The organism is Thiocapsa marina 5811, from assembly GCF_000223985.1.
In the GTDB taxonomy this organism is placed as follows: domain Bacteria; phylum Pseudomonadota; class Gammaproteobacteria; order Chromatiales; family Chromatiaceae; genus Thiocapsa; species Thiocapsa marina.
Genome location: NZ_AFWV01000002.1, coordinates 345,677 through 361,754, shown reverse-complemented (window position 1 = coordinate 361,754; position 16,078 = coordinate 345,677). Strand labels below are relative to the sequence as shown.

At 63.9% G+C, this 16,078-nt stretch carries 16 protein-coding genes; 9 read left to right on the top strand and 7 right to left on the bottom strand.

What is annotated here, in order from left to right:
* Window positions 1-527 precede the first annotated feature (527 nt).
* From THIMADRAFT_RS03980 to THIMADRAFT_RS03955, 6 genes are all read right to left on the bottom strand, one after another.
* Window positions 528-1,055: an RES family NAD+ phosphorylase gene (locus tag THIMADRAFT_RS03980; RefSeq protein WP_007191681.1), complete on the bottom strand. Its 528-nt coding sequence runs from the start codon at window positions 1,053-1,055 to the stop codon at window positions 528-530.
* Entirely contained in the window at window positions 1,052-1,420 is a 369-nt protein-coding gene (locus THIMADRAFT_RS03975) for a hypothetical protein (protein WP_007191680.1), read from the bottom strand. The genes THIMADRAFT_RS03980 and THIMADRAFT_RS03975 overlap by 4 nt, the downstream gene beginning before the upstream one ends.
* A gap of 400 nt (window positions 1,421-1,820) precedes the next feature.
* The gene (locus tag THIMADRAFT_RS03970) at window positions 1,821-2,681 is read right to left on the bottom strand and encodes a formylglycine-generating enzyme family protein (protein ID WP_007191679.1); all 861 of its coding nucleotides are present in this window, start codon (window positions 2,679-2,681) and stop codon (window positions 1,821-1,823) included.
* Window positions 2,682-2,744: 63 nt separating this feature from the next.
* Window positions 2,745-3,164, bottom strand: a complete 420-nt coding sequence (locus tag THIMADRAFT_RS03965) for a DsrE family protein (RefSeq protein WP_007191678.1) — start codon at window positions 3,162-3,164, stop codon at window positions 2,745-2,747.
* Window positions 3,165-3,440: 276 nt separating this feature from the next.
* Window positions 3,441-4,862, bottom strand: coding sequence for a cbb3-type cytochrome c oxidase subunit I (locus THIMADRAFT_RS03960; protein ID WP_007191677.1), 1,422 nt, complete (start codon window positions 4,860-4,862; stop codon window positions 3,441-3,443).
* A 25-nt stretch (window positions 4,863-4,887) separates the two neighbouring features.
* On the bottom strand, window positions 4,888-5,316 hold the full coding sequence (locus THIMADRAFT_RS03955) for a c-type cytochrome (RefSeq protein ID WP_324603122.1): 429 nt from the start codon (window positions 5,314-5,316) through the stop codon (window positions 4,888-4,890).
* 221 nt (window positions 5,317-5,537) lie between these two features.
* On the opposite strand from THIMADRAFT_RS03955, the gene THIMADRAFT_RS03950 reads away from it, so the two are divergent.
* Together THIMADRAFT_RS03950 and THIMADRAFT_RS03945 are read left to right on the top strand one after the other, a co-directional pair.
* On the top strand, window positions 5,538-6,257 hold the full coding sequence (locus THIMADRAFT_RS03950; protein ID WP_007191675.1) for a Crp/Fnr family transcriptional regulator: 720 nt from the start codon (window positions 5,538-5,540) through the stop codon (window positions 6,255-6,257).
* A 158-nt stretch (window positions 6,258-6,415) separates the two neighbouring features.
* Window positions 6,416-8,677 carry an NADP-dependent malic enzyme gene (locus tag THIMADRAFT_RS03945; protein ID WP_007191674.1) on the top strand — a complete coding sequence of 754 codons (2,262 nt, stop codon included), beginning with the start codon at window positions 6,416-6,418 and terminating at the stop codon, window positions 8,675-8,677.
* Window positions 8,678-9,724: 1,047 nt separating this feature from the next.
* On the opposite strand, the gene THIMADRAFT_RS03940 is transcribed toward THIMADRAFT_RS03945, so the two are convergent.
* The gene (locus tag THIMADRAFT_RS03940) at window positions 9,725-10,288 is read right to left on the bottom strand and encodes a hypothetical protein (RefSeq protein WP_007191672.1); all 564 of its coding nucleotides are present in this window, start codon (window positions 10,286-10,288) and stop codon (window positions 9,725-9,727) included.
* 261 nt (window positions 10,289-10,549) lie between these two features.
* Between THIMADRAFT_RS03940 and THIMADRAFT_RS03935 the strand changes: the two genes are divergently transcribed.
* The 7 genes from THIMADRAFT_RS03935 to THIMADRAFT_RS24400 all read left to right on the top strand — a co-directional run bounded on the left by THIMADRAFT_RS03935 (window position 10,550) and on the right by THIMADRAFT_RS24400 (window position 15,972).
* Entirely contained in the window at window positions 10,550-12,130 is a 1,581-nt protein-coding gene (locus THIMADRAFT_RS03935; RefSeq protein ID WP_040729559.1) for an AmpG family muropeptide MFS transporter, read from the top strand.
* Between the two features lie 203 nt (window positions 12,131-12,333).
* Window positions 12,334-12,894 (top strand): L,D-transpeptidase, encoded by a 561-nt coding sequence (locus tag THIMADRAFT_RS03930; RefSeq protein WP_007191670.1) that lies wholly within the window; start codon window positions 12,334-12,336, stop codon window positions 12,892-12,894.
* 126 nt (window positions 12,895-13,020) lie between these two features.
* Window positions 13,021-13,443 (top strand): hypothetical protein, encoded by a 423-nt coding sequence (locus tag THIMADRAFT_RS03925; RefSeq protein ID WP_007191669.1) that lies wholly within the window; start codon window positions 13,021-13,023, stop codon window positions 13,441-13,443.
* A gap of 46 nt (window positions 13,444-13,489) precedes the next feature.
* Window positions 13,490-14,305 (top strand): MotA/TolQ/ExbB proton channel family protein, encoded by an 816-nt coding sequence (locus tag THIMADRAFT_RS03920; RefSeq protein ID WP_007191668.1) that lies wholly within the window; start codon window positions 13,490-13,492, stop codon window positions 14,303-14,305.
* Window positions 14,295-14,684 carry an ExbD/TolR family protein gene (locus tag THIMADRAFT_RS03915; protein WP_007191667.1) on the top strand — a complete coding sequence of 130 codons (390 nt, stop codon included), beginning with the start codon at window positions 14,295-14,297 and terminating at the stop codon, window positions 14,682-14,684. The genes THIMADRAFT_RS03920 and THIMADRAFT_RS03915 overlap by 11 nt, the downstream gene beginning before the upstream one ends.
* Before the next feature lie 6 nt (window positions 14,685-14,690).
* Window positions 14,691-15,095: an ExbD/TolR family protein gene (locus THIMADRAFT_RS03910; protein ID WP_007191666.1), complete on the top strand. Its 405-nt coding sequence runs from the start codon at window positions 14,691-14,693 to the stop codon at window positions 15,093-15,095.
* 7 nt (window positions 15,096-15,102) lie between these two features.
* Complete coding sequence (locus THIMADRAFT_RS24400; RefSeq protein ID WP_050799467.1) at window positions 15,103-15,972, top strand: energy transducer TonB; 870 nt, start codon at window positions 15,103-15,105, stop codon at window positions 15,970-15,972.
* Window positions 15,973-16,078 lie beyond the last annotated feature (106 nt).

Below are 16,078 nucleotides of genomic sequence, written 5' to 3'. Positions count from 1 at the left end.
ATCCGCTGTAGACCTTCTTCTGGCTGCGGCTCACCCGCGCTAGGGTACATAAAGGCTGTGCGTGAACCGCGTGCCACGCGAACGCCAACATGGCCGCCGAATTACCGGGAGAAATCGGGGGAGAAATAGGGGGCGGTGCGCCCTGGCAAGGCCGCACGTTCTAGCGGGAGGGAGTCCCGCCTGGGTAAACGTGAACCGCGAGCCCAGTATCGAACCCAACATCGAGAGTACTTGGTAACGAGCGAGATCCGCGCATCGGTCTGCCAGAGGCGGGCACCCGTGAACAAGTTGACACGGCAGTGCTGCATAGAAATCGGAGCCACCCATACGAGCTGAGACGCCCGGTAGTGCGGGTCGAGCAACGTGGGGACGGCCCTGTCCGATTGACGGTCCGCTAAACAAGCGTTTGCGGCCGCTCCCCGACGCCGGCTGAGCGTCCGGACCTGGCCGCAGGACCTGGCCGGAACCGGCCATTGACAACTCCCCCGTCGTTCACAGCGAGCTGGGAGCCAGCAACCGGGGAGAGATCATCGCGCCCAACTGGACATGTCGCGAGGGAGTCGCCCGTCGGGGTCGTTGACGGTGACCGAGTTGCCATCCACGAGCCGGTCTGAATACACCACGACGTTGGTTCCGCCCTCGTGTGCCTGGCTTGGAAAGAGGATGCCTGTATAGCCATGGGCCAGCACCAGATCGGCGAGAACCCAAGTCGGGGGTTCGATATGCAACTCGAACGTCAGGTGGCGCCAGTCCTCGCGCCAGTCGTGCCAGAGCGCGTCCCAGGGCGCCCCGTCGTGGAGCCGGCGCAGGTCGACCAGGTCGCGCAGCGCCGCGGTGTACGAGCACATCGTGCAGGGTGGAAGGAAGGGCGAGGTCTGCTGGTACTCGCGCAAGGCGGTCGCCTCATCCAACGACAGGTACAGCGCCTCGACGCCTTCTCGGTTGAAGCGCCCTCCTCGGGTTGCGGCGCCTGCGCCGCTGGTGGGCCGGCTGGCCCACTGCGGGGTATGCGCCCGGAACAACGTGGTGCCGGGTGGCAGATCGGAGAGGATCAACCGACGAACCCGGTACTGATGGACTCCAGGTAGCCGATCGCATCCTCGGTCCGGCCTTCCTGTACCAGTTGCAACAGGGTCTTGTGACGAAACGCAGGAATGGGTTCATTCTTGACCAGGAAGATGGCGCGTTGCGGGTCCGGCTGCACCGCCGCGGCAGCCGACAACACCCGCATCAGGTCACGCAGTGCGGATTGCAGTCTTGGCGATTCCGGGTGAGTGCGCAGGGTGTTGCGATGGACCCCCGCCAGCTCGGCCAGATCCTGCTGTTGCATGCCGAGAATGTCGGCGACGCCCGATGCAGAGAACCGCGACGTCCCGGGTTCACGCGTCGATTCGAGCACGTCCGCGAAGATGGCGGCCATGGCATTGCACCTGAGGGGTATTTATGAAATGCACATTCTACGCACAGTACAAGCATAGCTCAAGTTCCAGCCCGTCCCGCGGCCCATCTCACCGGCGAGCTGCACGCTATGCACCCGCAGCCGAGCGGTTCCGGCACATCCAGGCGGCCCCTTCGAATGTCAGCTAAACTGCGCCGTCTCCAGCGGTCGTCAAAAACTGCCGGGGCCGATCCCATCCAAAAACATCGCATACCGCACTGGGCGCGGTTTAAACGCCGACTGTAGTCCCGTAACCTTCCCGGCTGACCAACCGCTCCGGGTCGTGATTGCGCGCCCAGGCTCAGGATCGTGGGTGACCGCAATGCGTGAGGAGGTCAGCCACAGCCGAACAGCGAGCGGCCGGATCGGCTGCTCCCGTGGATCAGCGCTCGGGATCCAGCTCGCGCACGACCCGAAATCCCATGTCGTCGCTTGAACCGGTCGGGAAGTCCCGCCACCGATTCGCCGAGCGCACCTCGCGGGGCGGAAAGCTCCAACTGCCGCCCCGATAGACCCGCTGACCACAGCCCGCAGGATTCTCATGGGCGCTGCCGTCGGCAGGCGCCTTCGCGAAGGTCTCCGCAAAGCAATCGGCGACCCATTCGAAGACATTGCCCGCCGTGTCGTAGAGGCCGAAGGGGTTGGGTTGAAAGGAGCCGACCGGCGCCGTCTCGTAACCGTCCCACGCACTGCCGCACCCGGCGCAATTGGCGAGATCCACACCGAGATCATCGCCCCACCAAAAGCGTGTCGCAGTGCCGGCGCGGGCGGCGTACTCCCATTCGGCATCGGTCGGCAGCCGATAACGCCGGCCCGTTTGTTCGCTGAGCCAAGCGGTGTATGCGACGGCGTCGTTCCAGGTCACGTTCACGACAGGGCGCCGCTCACGACCCCAGCCGGAGTCGTCCGGCTTGTCGCGACCGGTCGCGTCGCAGAAGGTATCGAATTCATCGAAGGTGACCTCGTAGACCCCGATCGCGAAGGGCCTCGACAGGGTCACATCGATCGGAGATTTTTCATCGACATCCGTGCTGTTTCCCTGCAGATCGCCGCGCATAAAGCGACCTGCCGGCAGGGCCATAAGCTCCGGAGCCAGTCCGCCGCCGGCGAGCGCATCGCGCAGCGGTTCGGGCAGACCCGCAGGCGAACCCGGGGCGACATCGCCGGGCGGCTCGGCGGATGACGGGACGTTCGAGCAAAAGGATGCCAACAAGAGAGCCGTCGAGAGTGGCATGCGCTTCATCGACCCGTCCTCGAGGGTGATCGAAGGGCGAAAGCCGTCGACGGCTTGGCCCTTCGAAGGGGACTACCAGGTCAAGGTTTGCGTATCGTCTTTGAAGAGTGCGCCGCCGGTCAGATCGGGGTTGCCGACCTGAGCACCGGGGATGAGATCGGCCTCGGCAACGCCGTAGTGCTTCATGCACATGGGGCACACCAGCACCAGGGCGCCCTTGTCGATCATCGCGGCCAGTTTCTCTTGGTGCTCGCCGAAGGTCGCGGCATTCGCCTTCGCGCCGACGAAGACACCCTTGTCGTTGAGAAAGACGGTCAAGGGGTGGCCTCGCTCAAGCTGATTCTTCCCGAAAGTGATGCCCATGTTCGCGCGGTGCGGGTCATCCGTGGTCAGATTGATGAAGAGCGGGTCGTCGTCGCTCGCCAAGACGGGCGCCATCAGGCCGCCGGCGGTCAAGGCGAAGGCCACGAGAAGCGTGGATAAAAGACGCATGGTGATGTCCTCGAGGTTGTGGTTGGTATGGTCGTCGCGATCCAGGTGATCGTTGGATCTGCAAGGGACCCGAGCACCGCGTCGAAGAGGCGATCGGGCCGAAGCAGCGTAACGCGAGAAGACGTCGCCCCGAAAGGTGTTCGGAAGCCGATTCAGTATCGGCCTCGACGTGCCGCAGCCGGCTGGCTGCGGCACGTCGCGCTGGGCATAGACCTCGCGTCCGGGGCCGATTCGGGGCCGGATTGCCGCGACCGGCACCGCTCTGAACACGGTGACTCAGACGGCTGCAGGACTCGGCTGCACCTTACCGATCTCGATCGGCTGCGGGTACTTGGCATCACGCGCCGCGACGAAGAAGGACGCGATGTAGGTGCCCAAGCCGCCCAGGAAGACGAGCCCGGAGATCACCCGCAGCCAGTAGAAGAGCGCCACCTTTTCCTGCACGACCATGAAGGGCAGCGGCGTTTCCGTGTAGCGTTGCAGGAAGATCTGAAGGATGCCCGCCGCGGTGAGGAACAGTGTGATGAACACCATGGAGATGCTCATGAGCCAGAACGCCCACATCTCCAAGACCTGCGAGCGCATGCTGTTGGCCTCCCGACCGTTCAGGAGCGGCATGGCGTAAGAGATCATAGTGATGTTGATCAGCACGTAGGCCCCATAGAAGGCGAGATGCCCGTGTGCGGCCGTGATCTGCGAGCCGTGGGTGTAGTAGTTCACCGGGGCCAAGGTATGCAGGAAGCCCCAGACGCCTGCTCCGAGGAAGGCGAGCACAGCGGTGCCGAGTGCCCAGAGGACGGCCGCCTTGTTCGGGTGATTGCGCCGACGCTGATTCACCATGTTGAAGGCGAACACCGTCATCATGAAAAAGGGCAAGGGCTCGAGTGCCGAGAAGATGGAGCCCCACCATTGCCAGTACTCGGGCGGACCGATCCAATAGAAGTGGTGTCCGGTGCCGATGATGCCGGTGATCAAGGCCATGGCGATGATGATGTAGAGCCACTTCTCGACCACCTCGCGGTCCACGCCGGTCGTCTTGATCAGCACGAAGGCGAGCATGGCCCCCATGATGAGCTCCCAAACGCCCTCGACCCACAAATGCACCACCCACCACCAGTAGAACTTGTCGAGTACCAGGTTGGTCGGGTTATAGAAGGAGAAGAGGAAGAAGAACGCCAGACCGACGAGACCGATCAGCATGACCAGACTCACGACCGTCTTGCGCCCCTTGAGCACCGTCATACCGATATTGAACAGGAAGGCGAGTGCGACGATCACGATACCGACCTTGGTGATCGTGGGTTGCTCCAGGAACTCGCGCCCCATGGTCGGCAGGATATCGTTCCCGGTCATCTCGGCCAGGCGCGCGTAGGGGACCGCCAGATAGCCGATCACCGTCAGTGCGGCGGCGATCAGGAAGATCCAGAACATCACGAGAGCCAGCCAGGGGGTATACAGCTCCCGCTCGCTCTCCTCCGGAATCAGGTAATAGGCCGCGCCCATGAAACCCATCAACAGCCACACGATCAGCGTATTGGTGTGAACCATGCGGGCGACATTGAAGGGGATTTCCGGGAAGAGAAAATCGCCCACGACGTATTGGATACCCAGAATGATCCCGAAGATCACCTGGGCGAGGAAGAGTCCGATCGCCGCAATGAAGTACGGCTTGGCGACGGCTTGAGATTTATATTTCATCGAATGGATTCTCCGGTGCTGCGAATCAGCCTTGAATGTTCGGTGGCCAGCCTGCCGTATTGATCTCGGAGCTATATTTCAGGAACTCGGCGATGGCGTCGAGCTCCTCGTCGCTGAAGTTGAATTGCGGCATGCTGCGCCGACCGGGGATACCCATCGCAGGGCGACTCTGGATGAACGCCTTGATCGCTTCTTTATTGTTGCCGAAGCGGGTGTAGATGTTCCCCAGCTCGGGGGCAAAATAGGCTCCTTCGCCGAGCAGGGTGTGGCAGCCGATGCAGTTGTTGGTCTCCCAGAGCTCCTTGCCCCTGGCGATACGCTGTCCGACCTCGGTGGAGAGGTCCAGCTGATGGCGTTGATCGCGTTCCGGCAAGGCGAAGGAGGTGTCGAGCGTCAGGGCGAGAAAGAGCAGGATGAAGAACACGGAGCCACCGTAGAAGATGTTCCGTGCCATGGATTTCGTGAAGACTTGCGCCACGGGATAAAGCCCTCGGTAATGGATCGAACCGTGGGCGCATTGCACGTTCCGGAGGCATCCGCCGCCTTGATGCAAATCAAACCGATCCTGCGGCAGATCACGCAGCCGATCACGGCCGGTCGGCTTGACACATCCGTCCCGCTCCCGTAGATCGATCCGAGATTCCAACCAACGGCGAACGCCCGACAAGGCATCCGATGATCGACGAGTTGAAGACTGCCCCCCTCCTCGCCGGCCTCAGCCACGGCCAACTCGAGCGCGTCAGCCAGCACGCGACGCGTGTCGTCCTCGGCGCCGAGCAGCTTCTGTTCAGTCAGGGTGATCCCGCGGAGCGCTTCTACCTGGTTCTCCAGGGCCAGATTCAGCTCTTTCGTCTCTCGCCGGGCGGGGCGGAGAAGGTCATCGAGCTGGTCTCCCCGGGTCAGACCTTCGCCGAAGCACTGATGTTTCTGAACGCCCCGCGCTATCCGGTCTGCGCCGGTGCTCTGGCGCCTTCGGAGCTGCTCAGCCTGGATGCCCGGGACTTCGCACTGATGCTGCGCGAGTCGGTCGACACCTGTTTTCTGATGCTCGGCTCGCTGAGTCAGCGCCTGCGCGGCCTGATCGGCGAGATCGACAATCTCACCATGCACACCGCGAGCAGCCGAGTCGCTCGCTATCTGTTGGCCAAGGCCCCGCCCGAGCGGCGATCGCTCAAGCTGGATGTGCGCAAAGGGGTGCTGGCCTCGCGCCTGTCGATCCAGCCGGAGACCTTCTCGCGCGTGATGAAGGAGCTTGCCGGCCGTGGCATCATCGAGGTCCACGGCGCCCAGGTGACCATCCTCGACCGTGCCGCCCTCGGCGAGGTCGCGGAGCTCCAAGACAACGTCGAGCTGGGTTCGCCGAGCAGTGGATCGGTGAATCTGCTCAAGCGCTGATTCAAAAAGACACATTGCCGGCGGATGAGGCTCGAGACGAGCGTAATTGAAAACTTTGCAGCATTCTGCTGCGCCGCAGCATAATGACCTCGACATGACGGACGGCCGTACCGGCCGAGACGCTCACGCACGCCGCACACCACCCCACGGAGACCCAGATGCCGGACTCATTCGACCAGAACGCGCTCGACTATCACCGCTATCCCAAACCCGGCAAGCTGGAGATCAAAGCGACCAAACCCATGGGCAATCAGCGCGATCTGGCGCTCGCCTATTCGCCCGGCGTGGCGGCTGCGTGCCGGGAGATCGAGAAGGACGCGATGAACGCGTCGCTCTACACCGCGCGCAGCAACCTGGTCGCCGTCATCACCAACGGCACGGCGGTGCTGGGTCTCGGCGCCATCGGCGCCCTCGCCTCCAAACCGGTGATGGAAGGCAAAGCGGTTCTGTTCAAACAGTTCGCGGACATCGATGTGTTCGACATCGAGATCGAGGAGCGCGACCCGGAGAAGTTCATCGAGACCGTCGCGCGCATGGAGCCTAGCTTCGGGGGCATCAACCTCGAGGACATCAAGGCGCCGGAGTGCTTCATCATCGAGCGCGCCTTGAAGGAGCGTATGGGCATCCCGGTCTTCCACGACGATCAGCACGGGACCGCCATCGTCGTCTCCGCGGCGATCTTCAACGGCCTGCGCGTGGTGGGCAAGGACATCGGCAAGGCCCGCCTGGTCACGGCCGGCGCCGGAGCTGCCGCCTTGGCCTGCGTCGATCTGCTGGTGAGCATGGGCCTGCCGAAGGAGAACGTCACCCTCACGGACATCGCCGGCGTGGTCTACAGCGGACGCACCGATGAGATGGACCCCTACAAGGCGCGGTATGCAATCGAGACCGAGCAGCGCACCCTGCAGGAGGCCATCGAGGGCGCCGATATCTTCCTGGGACTCTCCGCCGCGGGCATCCTCAAACCCGAGTGGCTGATCAAGATGGCCGATGCACCCATCATCATGGCGCTCGCCAACCCGGTCCCCGAGATCATGCCGGATCTGGCCCGCGCTGCCCGGCCGGACGCGATCATCGCCACCGGGCGGTCGGATTTTCCCAATCAAGTCAACAACGTTCTCTGCTTCCCCTTTATCTTCAGGGGCGCACTCGATTGCGGTGCCACCGAGATCAACGAGGCGATGAAGATCGCCTGTGTGAAGGCGATCGCGGATCTCGCCATGGCGGAGCCGTCGGATATCGTGCGCGCGGCGTATGGCGGGGGCGAGCTGACCTTCGGGCCCGAGTATCTGATTCCAAAGCCCTTCGACCGGCGTCTCATGGAGAATCTGGCCCCCGCGGTCGCGCGTGCCGCGATGGAGAGCGGGGTCGCAACGCGACCGATCGCCGACCTGGACGCCTATCGCACCGCCATGCATCTCCGGGGCTATCGCACCGGGATGACCATGAAGCCCGTCTTCGATCAGGCGCGAGCCGCACCGAAACGCATCATCTATGCCGAGGGCGAGGACGAGCGCGTCCTGCAGGTGGCTCAGCAGGCCATCCTCGAAGGGATTGCTCGCCCGATGCTGATCGGCCGTCCGGAGGTCATCGGAAACCGCTTGAAGGATCTGAGCCTCACCATGCGCCCGGAGCGTGATTTCGATCTGATCGTGCCGTGCGAAAACACCAACTTCGACACACACTGGCGGACCTTCTACGAGCGCGTCCAACGACGCGGCTACGCTCCCGACGAGGCGCGCGAATATATCCGCAACGACCCCACCGTATTGGCCGCGACCATGGTCCGATGCGGCGATGCCGATGCCATGATTTGCGGCGTCGTCGGACGCTTTGCGCGACACCTAAAACATGTCGAGGAGGTGATCGGCACCGCGCCGGGCGTGCGTCACCTGACCGCCATGAACGCCATCGTCCTGCCGGCGGGGCCGCTCTTCATCGCCGATACCTATGTGCAATCGGACCCGAGTGCCGAGGATCTCGCCGAGATCACCTTCCTGTGTGCGGCACAGGTCCAACGCTTCGGGTTGCGCCCGAAGATCGCGTTGCTCTCGCACTCGAACTTCGGTAGTCACGAGTCCCCCGCCGCACGCAAGATGCAGGAAGCGATGCGACTGCTCCGCACCCGCGCCCCGAACCTAGAGGTCGAAGGCGAGATGCACGCCAACCTGGCCCTGGACGCCGCCGTTCGCGAGGCGCGTTTTCCTGACTCGAAGCTGGAAGGTCGCGCAAATCTCCTGATCATGCCGAACCAGGATGCGGCCAACATCGCCTTCAACCTGCTGCGGACCATCAACGAAGGCGGGGCCTTCGGCCCGATGCTGCTCGGTGCCGACCGTGCCGCACATATCGTGACGCCGAGCACCTCCGTGCGGGGACTGCTCAATATGACGGCTTTGGCCGCTGTGCAGGCTGAATGACCGAAACGGGTCATCAGATGACGACCTAGGTCATCGACGACGCACCCCGGCATCGCGCATGGATGTCCACCGCCCGCCCCGCACGACGACTTCGGGTGCTGCCGAAGAAAAAACCGCCCGCAACGGGCGGTTTTTTATGTTCATAAAATTCGGTGCCTTACATTCGATCAACGCTGTATGACAAACGATCCGAGAGACCGGCCGATCGGCGATTCCGGCCTAACGTCGCACGTCATCGAACATTGGCACATCCACTGCTTATAGACAGGCGAAGGCAGAAACCAAGAGTCGACAGGAGCCCAAGGGACTCGGCAGGGACCAGGACGGTACCGAGCAGGGAGCATCGGCGCGTCGCTCGCTCGATAGAGCCGGGCGACGCGCCCCCCGAGCAAGGGCGACAGGGGTGATCGGAAACACGATCACAGGCGCGCCGAAGGGGACAGATTCGCAGACGCCGAGGGACGCACAAAACGTGATCGATCGGAGATGTGGTCCGAACCCACACCCGACAGCGATATTCAGCCATGCCAAGCAAGCCATCGGGGTCGGGTCCCCTCCTCCGCCCGTCTCCGAATTTAGGCCATCGTGATTCGCCAAGGCGACCACGATGGCCTTTTTATTTTCTTGATCATTGTATTAGAAGATGATCCGACGACAAGCGGACGCGACGACAGCGCTTAGCCGCAAACCGTCACCTGATGACAGGCTGGGTCAGAGTCGGTCCGGCGCATGGCTGCCGGAACCCCGCCAGACTGCGAACCAACGCCTGGCACGAAAACTGATGTTCACGGGAGGTGGTCAGCTTCGAGGATACGGATCTGACCCTTCAACGTTCGGGCTCGTGAGCAGGGAGGCCCAAGGCGGTTCCGCCGAGGACGCACAGCTCCACGCGCACGGGTCCGGCGTAGGCCACTGCAGCCGTCGGTTGCAGTGGCCGCCTCTTACCCGGATCGACACCTGTCGCGGAAGGTCGATAGCGCGCACACGCGGATCTTCCGCCGCATTGCACGCCCGCCTTCCGAGAAGCCCACGGGCGCTCGAGCCCCCTCAGCCGGCGGATTTCCCGCCCGCGAACTTCTGCCACAAGATCAATCCGACCAGCACCGCGACGGCGAGCACGGACATCATGAGCGCTGCGTCGTCGAGAAACGCGACGACGATGCCGCTGACGATCAGAAAGACACCGATGACCGACATCCGCGGATTGCCGTGAACCCCCGAGAGGAACGCCGTCAGGCCAAGCAGGAAGATGATCTGCAGTCCGGTGAGCTCGGCGTTGAGGACATCCTTGAGCTGCGGCAGATAGAGGATCCAAACCAAGACAAACAGAGCCCCCCAATGCAAAACAGTCTTGAGCACAAAGGCGGACCGCGCCTTGGTATCCTCGCCCGCAGAGTTCCAGCCGATCGCCAAGGCAACGAGACCGAAGAACGGAATCAAGATCTGCCAGTAGAGCAGCGCGAACTCCAACCGCATATCGGTAAAGGCAACGCCTGCGATCACGGCGACGAAGAGAAGAACATAGGGCCACTGTTCCAGCATGAGACGCATAAGGCCGCTTCGCTGGCCGGCATCGGGTTGGGTCAGACTGGGTTGGTTTGCATTCGTCACGTTTGAGTCTCCTAATGGTTGTCCTTCACTCGAGTCGCGGCTTGCAGTGTACCGGGACGACCCGCCTGCCGGCTGACCACGCCGGCGATGCGGGTTCCCGTACGCAGCCCATGGTAGTACGTCCGCGGCCCGGCGTCAGGCGAAGACTGTCCGTTCGACCTTGAGCCGAGGACTCGCCGAACGGTATCCTCCGCGGCGTTTTTGCCCATTTGCAATTGTCGTTGCACCGGCCACGTCCGGTACGGCGCCATCGAGAACCCCATGACGCCAGCCGACACCAGCAACAACGGGGGATGGAGGGCAACCGCACGCGAGCTTTCCAATCCGAGAGTGCTTTCGATGCTCTTTCTCGGTTTCTCGGCCGGAATCCCGCTGCTGTTGATCTTCTCATCGCTCTCGCTGTGGCTGCGCGAGGCCGGCGTCGAGCGTCAGGCGGTGACCTTCTTCAGCTGGGCCGCACTGGGCTACTCGTTCAAGTTCGTCTGGGCGCCCCTGATCGACAAGCTCCCCCTGCCCTTGCTGACCCGTCGATTCGGACGGCGTCGCGCTTGGCTGTTGGTCTCTCAGCTCGCAATCATCTCCGCCATCGTCGCCATGGCGCTGATCGATCCGGCGACCGGGACCGGTCACGTCACGCGCATGGCGCTGGCCGCCGTGCTGCTCGGTTTTTCGGCGGCGACCCAGGATATCGTGATCGACGCCTACCGCATCGAATCCGCCGCGCCGCGCCTGCAGGGACTCATGTCCTCGACCTATATCGCCGGCTACCGGATCGGCATGGTCGTCGCCGGCGCGGGTGCGCTCTATCTGGCTGCACTCTTCGGCTCGGAGGCAGGCGACTACGACTTTCGGGCATGGCAGCTGACGTATCTCGTCATGGCATCGACCATGCTGATCGGGGTGGTGACGACGCTCCTGATCTCCGAGCCCGAAACCCGGCGTCCCGACGCCCATGTCTACGGCGCCTCCGATTATCTGCGCTTGGTCGGCGTCTTCCTCGTGGCCGCGGCTGCCTTTGCGGGCGGGTTCTTCGTCTCGGGCGGGGCCTTCGCGGGGCTCAAGGCGTGGGCGGGCGGCGGACCGATCAGCGGATTCCTCTTGGAGAGCCTGCATTTCGCCGTTGCCGTATCCGCGGCGATCGCCGCCGGTTGGCTGTTGGTGGCCGCCGGTGCCGTGAACGCCGCGATGGCCCGCGAGACCTGGATCGAGCCGGCACTGGATTTCTTCCGCCGCTACGGATTGAAGACCGCCTTGCTCCTGCTTGCCCTGATCGGGCTCTATCGGATCTCGGACATCGTGCTCGGCGTCATCTCCAATGTCTTCTATCAAGACATCGGTTTCTCCAAGCCGCAGATCGCGACCGCGGTCAAGACCTTCGGGGTCATCGTGAGCATCCTCGGCGGGCTCCTCGGCGGGCTGATGGCAACCCGTTACGGGGTCATGCGGATCCTCATGCTCGGGGCAATCCTATCCGCGGCGACCAACCTCGTCTTCGTTGTCTTGGCGCTTGCGGGACCGGAAACAACGTGGCTTTATATCGCTGTCGCAGCCGACAACCTCGCCGCCGGACTCGCCAGTGCGGCCTTTGTCGCCTTCCTGTCGAGCCTGACCAGCGTGTCCTTCACCGCGGTGCAGTACGCCATCTTCAGCTCGCTCATGACACTCTTGCCGAAGGTCCTGGGCGGTTATTCGGGTTCGATCGTCGACGGGATCGGTTATCCCGGTTTCTTCGTCTTCACGACCTTGATCGGCGTCCCGGTGGTCCTTCTGGTCTGGCTGGCCGGGCGTAGCCTGACGATCGACGATCGGGCACGAGAAGCCGCCGCGGCGGCCGCCGCGTGAGACAGAGGGCGCGCTGAAACGACCGGAGCTGCTCGGACCACGAGCTCGGCGCAGAGCGGCTGTGTGTCAATGAATGCCCGGAGGCTCCGGAATCCGATGGCTGGGCAGCTCGCGCTTGACCGTGTCGCTGGTGTCGAGACAACCGAAACCACATATAACCGGGTTACGGGACAGGAGTCCGACAACAGGAGCCCTCGCCTCTCATGGTTTTCTTCCCACGGATCTTACCTTTACTCATCGCGGCCGCCGTCCTTGTCGGCTGCGCTCAGTCTCCGACCAGGCCGGCGCCCGAGCGCCAAACCGGCGACGCACCCGAGACCGCCGAGCGCACACGCCCATCGGATCGGGAAACGGAGTCTGCCGGGAGCGAGGCTGCGCCGCAGTCCCTCGCCGAACCCGCTTCGGAAGAGGCAAAGCGGTCCTTGACGATCCAGATCGGCAGCCAGTCGTTTCTGTACGCGGAGGACGATCAAGTCGTCCGCACCGGCCCCATCTCCTCCGGACGCGAGGGCTACGGCACGCCGCGCGGCACCTTCTCCGTGCTCAGCAAGCAGAAGGACAAGGTCTCCTCGCGCTACACCAACCAGCTCGGGATGCAGGCATGGATGCCCTACTCCATCCAATTCTACGGCCATTATTTCCTGCATGAGGGCTGGCTTCCGGGTTATCCGGATTCACACGGCTGTGTGCGCGTCGGCGAGAAAGACGCGCGTTTTCTCTTCGAGCGCCTTAAAATCGGCGATCTCGTCAGCGTCGTCGACTAAGCTCACCGACACCCTCCGATTCCGGGTCGGGTGGCCCGTCGAATCTCGATATCCGATCGGCCCCGATTGACCCCTCCCGCGAGTGCGGCGAAGATCTCCGGCTCGAAAGCCGATAGGATCCCTCGGATGAATCACCGTAACCTCTTGCAGGCCCTCCTGCTGACCATCGGCACCTACACGGGTATCGGCAGCGCTCAGGAGATCAAGCTCGAGCTCAACAAGATGGAGCCCCAGCCGGAGACGAAGGCCTGTCGCGCCTATCTGGTCTTCGACAACAGCGCAGGAGCGGCGATCGAGGCGCTGCAGCTCGACCTGATTCTGTTCGACCGAACGGGCGTGATTGCCAGACGCCTAGCGGTCGACACGGCACCTTTGCGGGCAGCCAAGACGACCGTAAAGCTGTTCGATATTCCCGATCTCGACTGCAACGACGTCGGTCGCATCCTGATCAACGAGGTGCTCGAGTGTCGGGATGCCGATGGTGCACACGCCGACTGCATCGAGCGCCTGACACTGTCGACGCGCGCCGAAACTCAGCTGGTGAAGTGACCGAAGATGCCGCACCGCGCAGACGCCCACCCCGAGGAGAGAACCGATGTCTGAAACCGCTGCCGCCGCAGCATTCGCTCCGGTCACCGCAGCGGCGTCCGCCATACCGGATCCGGTGACGACCACGGCGACGGAATCCTGGTTCGGTATGTTCGCGCCCCTCCCGATCGCGACGGCGATCCCCGAGCCGCTGCGTGCCCTGCTCGACGCCGGTGGCCCGGTGATGCTGATCCTGGCGGCGATGTCGGTCTTCGCCCTGACCATCGTCCTGATCAAGCTCTGGCAGTTTGCCCGCTTGCGACACGACGGCGCCGAGCATATCGAGAACGCGCTGAGCGACTGGCAGGCCGGTCGACGTCGCGAGGCGGTCGATCGACTCGCCCGAGCACGCAATCCGCTGGCCGAGGTGGTCAGGACCGCCATGCTCGGCAGTCTTCACGCGAATGATCCGGCGGCGCTGCGCGAAGAGGTCGAGCGCCGGTCTCTGGGGGTGCTGACCGCGTTGCGGAGCCATCTGCGCGGGCTCGAGGTGATCGCGAGCTTGAGCCCCCTGCTGGGTCTGCTGGGAACCGTCATCGGGATGATCGACGCCTTTCGCGCCCTCGAAGCGGCCGGCAATCAGGTCGATCCGTCGGTGCTCTCCGGCGGGATCTGGGTCGCCCTGTTGACCACGGCCGCAGGGCTCTCGGTCGCTATCCCGACCGTTGTCGCGCTCAATTGGCTGGAGCGTCTTCTCGAAGGCGTGACGGGCCGCTTGGAGGATCAGGTGACCCGCGTCTTCACCGGAGGACTGCGACTCGAGGGGCCAGCCGTTTCGATGTCGCCGCCGGTCTGCGCGGATCGGATCCCGCATGCGCTTTGAGTCGCCCGCGCCGCGTCGCCGACTGATCGGCCTGACCCCGTTGATCGACGTGGTCTTCATCCTGCTGGTCTTCTTCATGCTCGCCTCCAGTCTGATCAAATGGCAGGCCGTCGAGATGGGCGAGCCGGCCTCGGCGGGTGCCGAAACCCCCGTGGTCGGGTCATGGCTGGTGCGCGTGCAGCCCGAGGAGCTGGACCTCAACGCCGAGACGATCGCCGCCGCCGAACTTGCCGGACGGGTCACCGCACGGATCGGCGAAGACCCGGCGCAACGCATCCTGGTTCAGCCCGCGCCGGGTGTGAGCCTCCAGCGTCTGGTCGACGTGCTGGATCTCCTGCGCGACGCCGGAGCAACACACCTGACCCTCCTGCGCCTTTGAATTCGCATGCAATTGAAACGCTCCAAGCCAGCAGCCGACAGCGAAGCCAATCTGATTCCGCTGATCAATGTCGTCTTTCTGCTGTTGATCTTCTTCATGTTGGCCGGCCGACTCGCCCCGACCGAGTCGGTCGCCCTGGATCCCCCGCGCTCGAACAGCCCGCAGAGCGCGCGAGCAATGCCGCTGGTCCTGTTGATCGACCGAACGGGACAGATCAGCCTCGACGGTGAGCCGCTCGACGAGACGACCCTTGCCGCACGGGTTGCCGATAGGCTCGCAGACGGCCCTCCGCGCCTGCAGATCAAGGCGGACGCGACCCTCGAAGCACGTCGTCTGGTCGATCTGCTCGCGTCCCTGCGCATGGCCGGGGCCGAGGAAATCGACCTCTTGACCTTGGCGCGCGATGAATGATTCCGGGATGATGGAGCCGCGACGCTATCAGTGGGTGCTCGCGCTGCTCTTCGCCCTCGCCGCCCATCTCGTCCTCGCAAAGCTGCTCGATCCGGCTGCGCCGGTCGAATTGGACGCGCCCGGCATCCGCATTGCACTCGGAGGGACCGGTCCTGCCGGTGGAGACGGCGTCGCGAACGCACTCGAACCCATCGCGGCGGAATTCCTCCCGAGCGCAACCCTGGAAGCGACCGCTCTGCGGCCCGTCGGATCCCACACTCTCGCCACGGTCACCGAGACCATTCGGGCCGCGGAGCCACGCCCTCCCGCACCGATCACCGCAGTGGAGCCCGCAACCCCGAAGCCGAAGGCCGAAACGGCTCGCAGCCGTAAGACCCCGCCGCCACGGACCGCTCGGGTCACACCCGAGCCCGGACCCGAGAAGCGGCCGCAGAAGACGCAGCCCCGACCGACCGGGGCGAAGACGGCCTCCGTCGACCCGAAAGCAACCGGCAAAGCCCTCGGCCAACAAGGCGCAGGCGCCGGAGGTACCCCGGCCGCGGCCGGAACGGGCGGCGGCGCAACGGGCGGAAAGGCCGACGGGGGCAAGTCCAAAGACCGTTACTACGCGCAGCTCGCGGCCTGGCTGGAGCGACACAAACGCTACCCGCCCCAAGCCCGAAAGCTGCGCCAGGAAGGCGTCGTCAGGGTCCGTTTCGTGATCGACCGCACCGGCAAAGTCATCTCGCATCGCATCGAAGCGAGCTCCGGCCATAGCGCGCTCGATCGTGCCGCATCGGAGCTCCTGAGACGGGCATCCCCGATGCCCGCGATCCCGGCAAGCATGGGGCGGTCGAGACTGGAGATCGTGGTGCCGATCGCCTACCGATTGCGCTGAGATGGGAGTGCACCTAAACGGCGATGACGCGGCCTCGCCGAGGTCGCGACCTGTATTATCCGGCCTCGACAACCCGAATCGCCATCCATCGACTCAATCCCAAGGA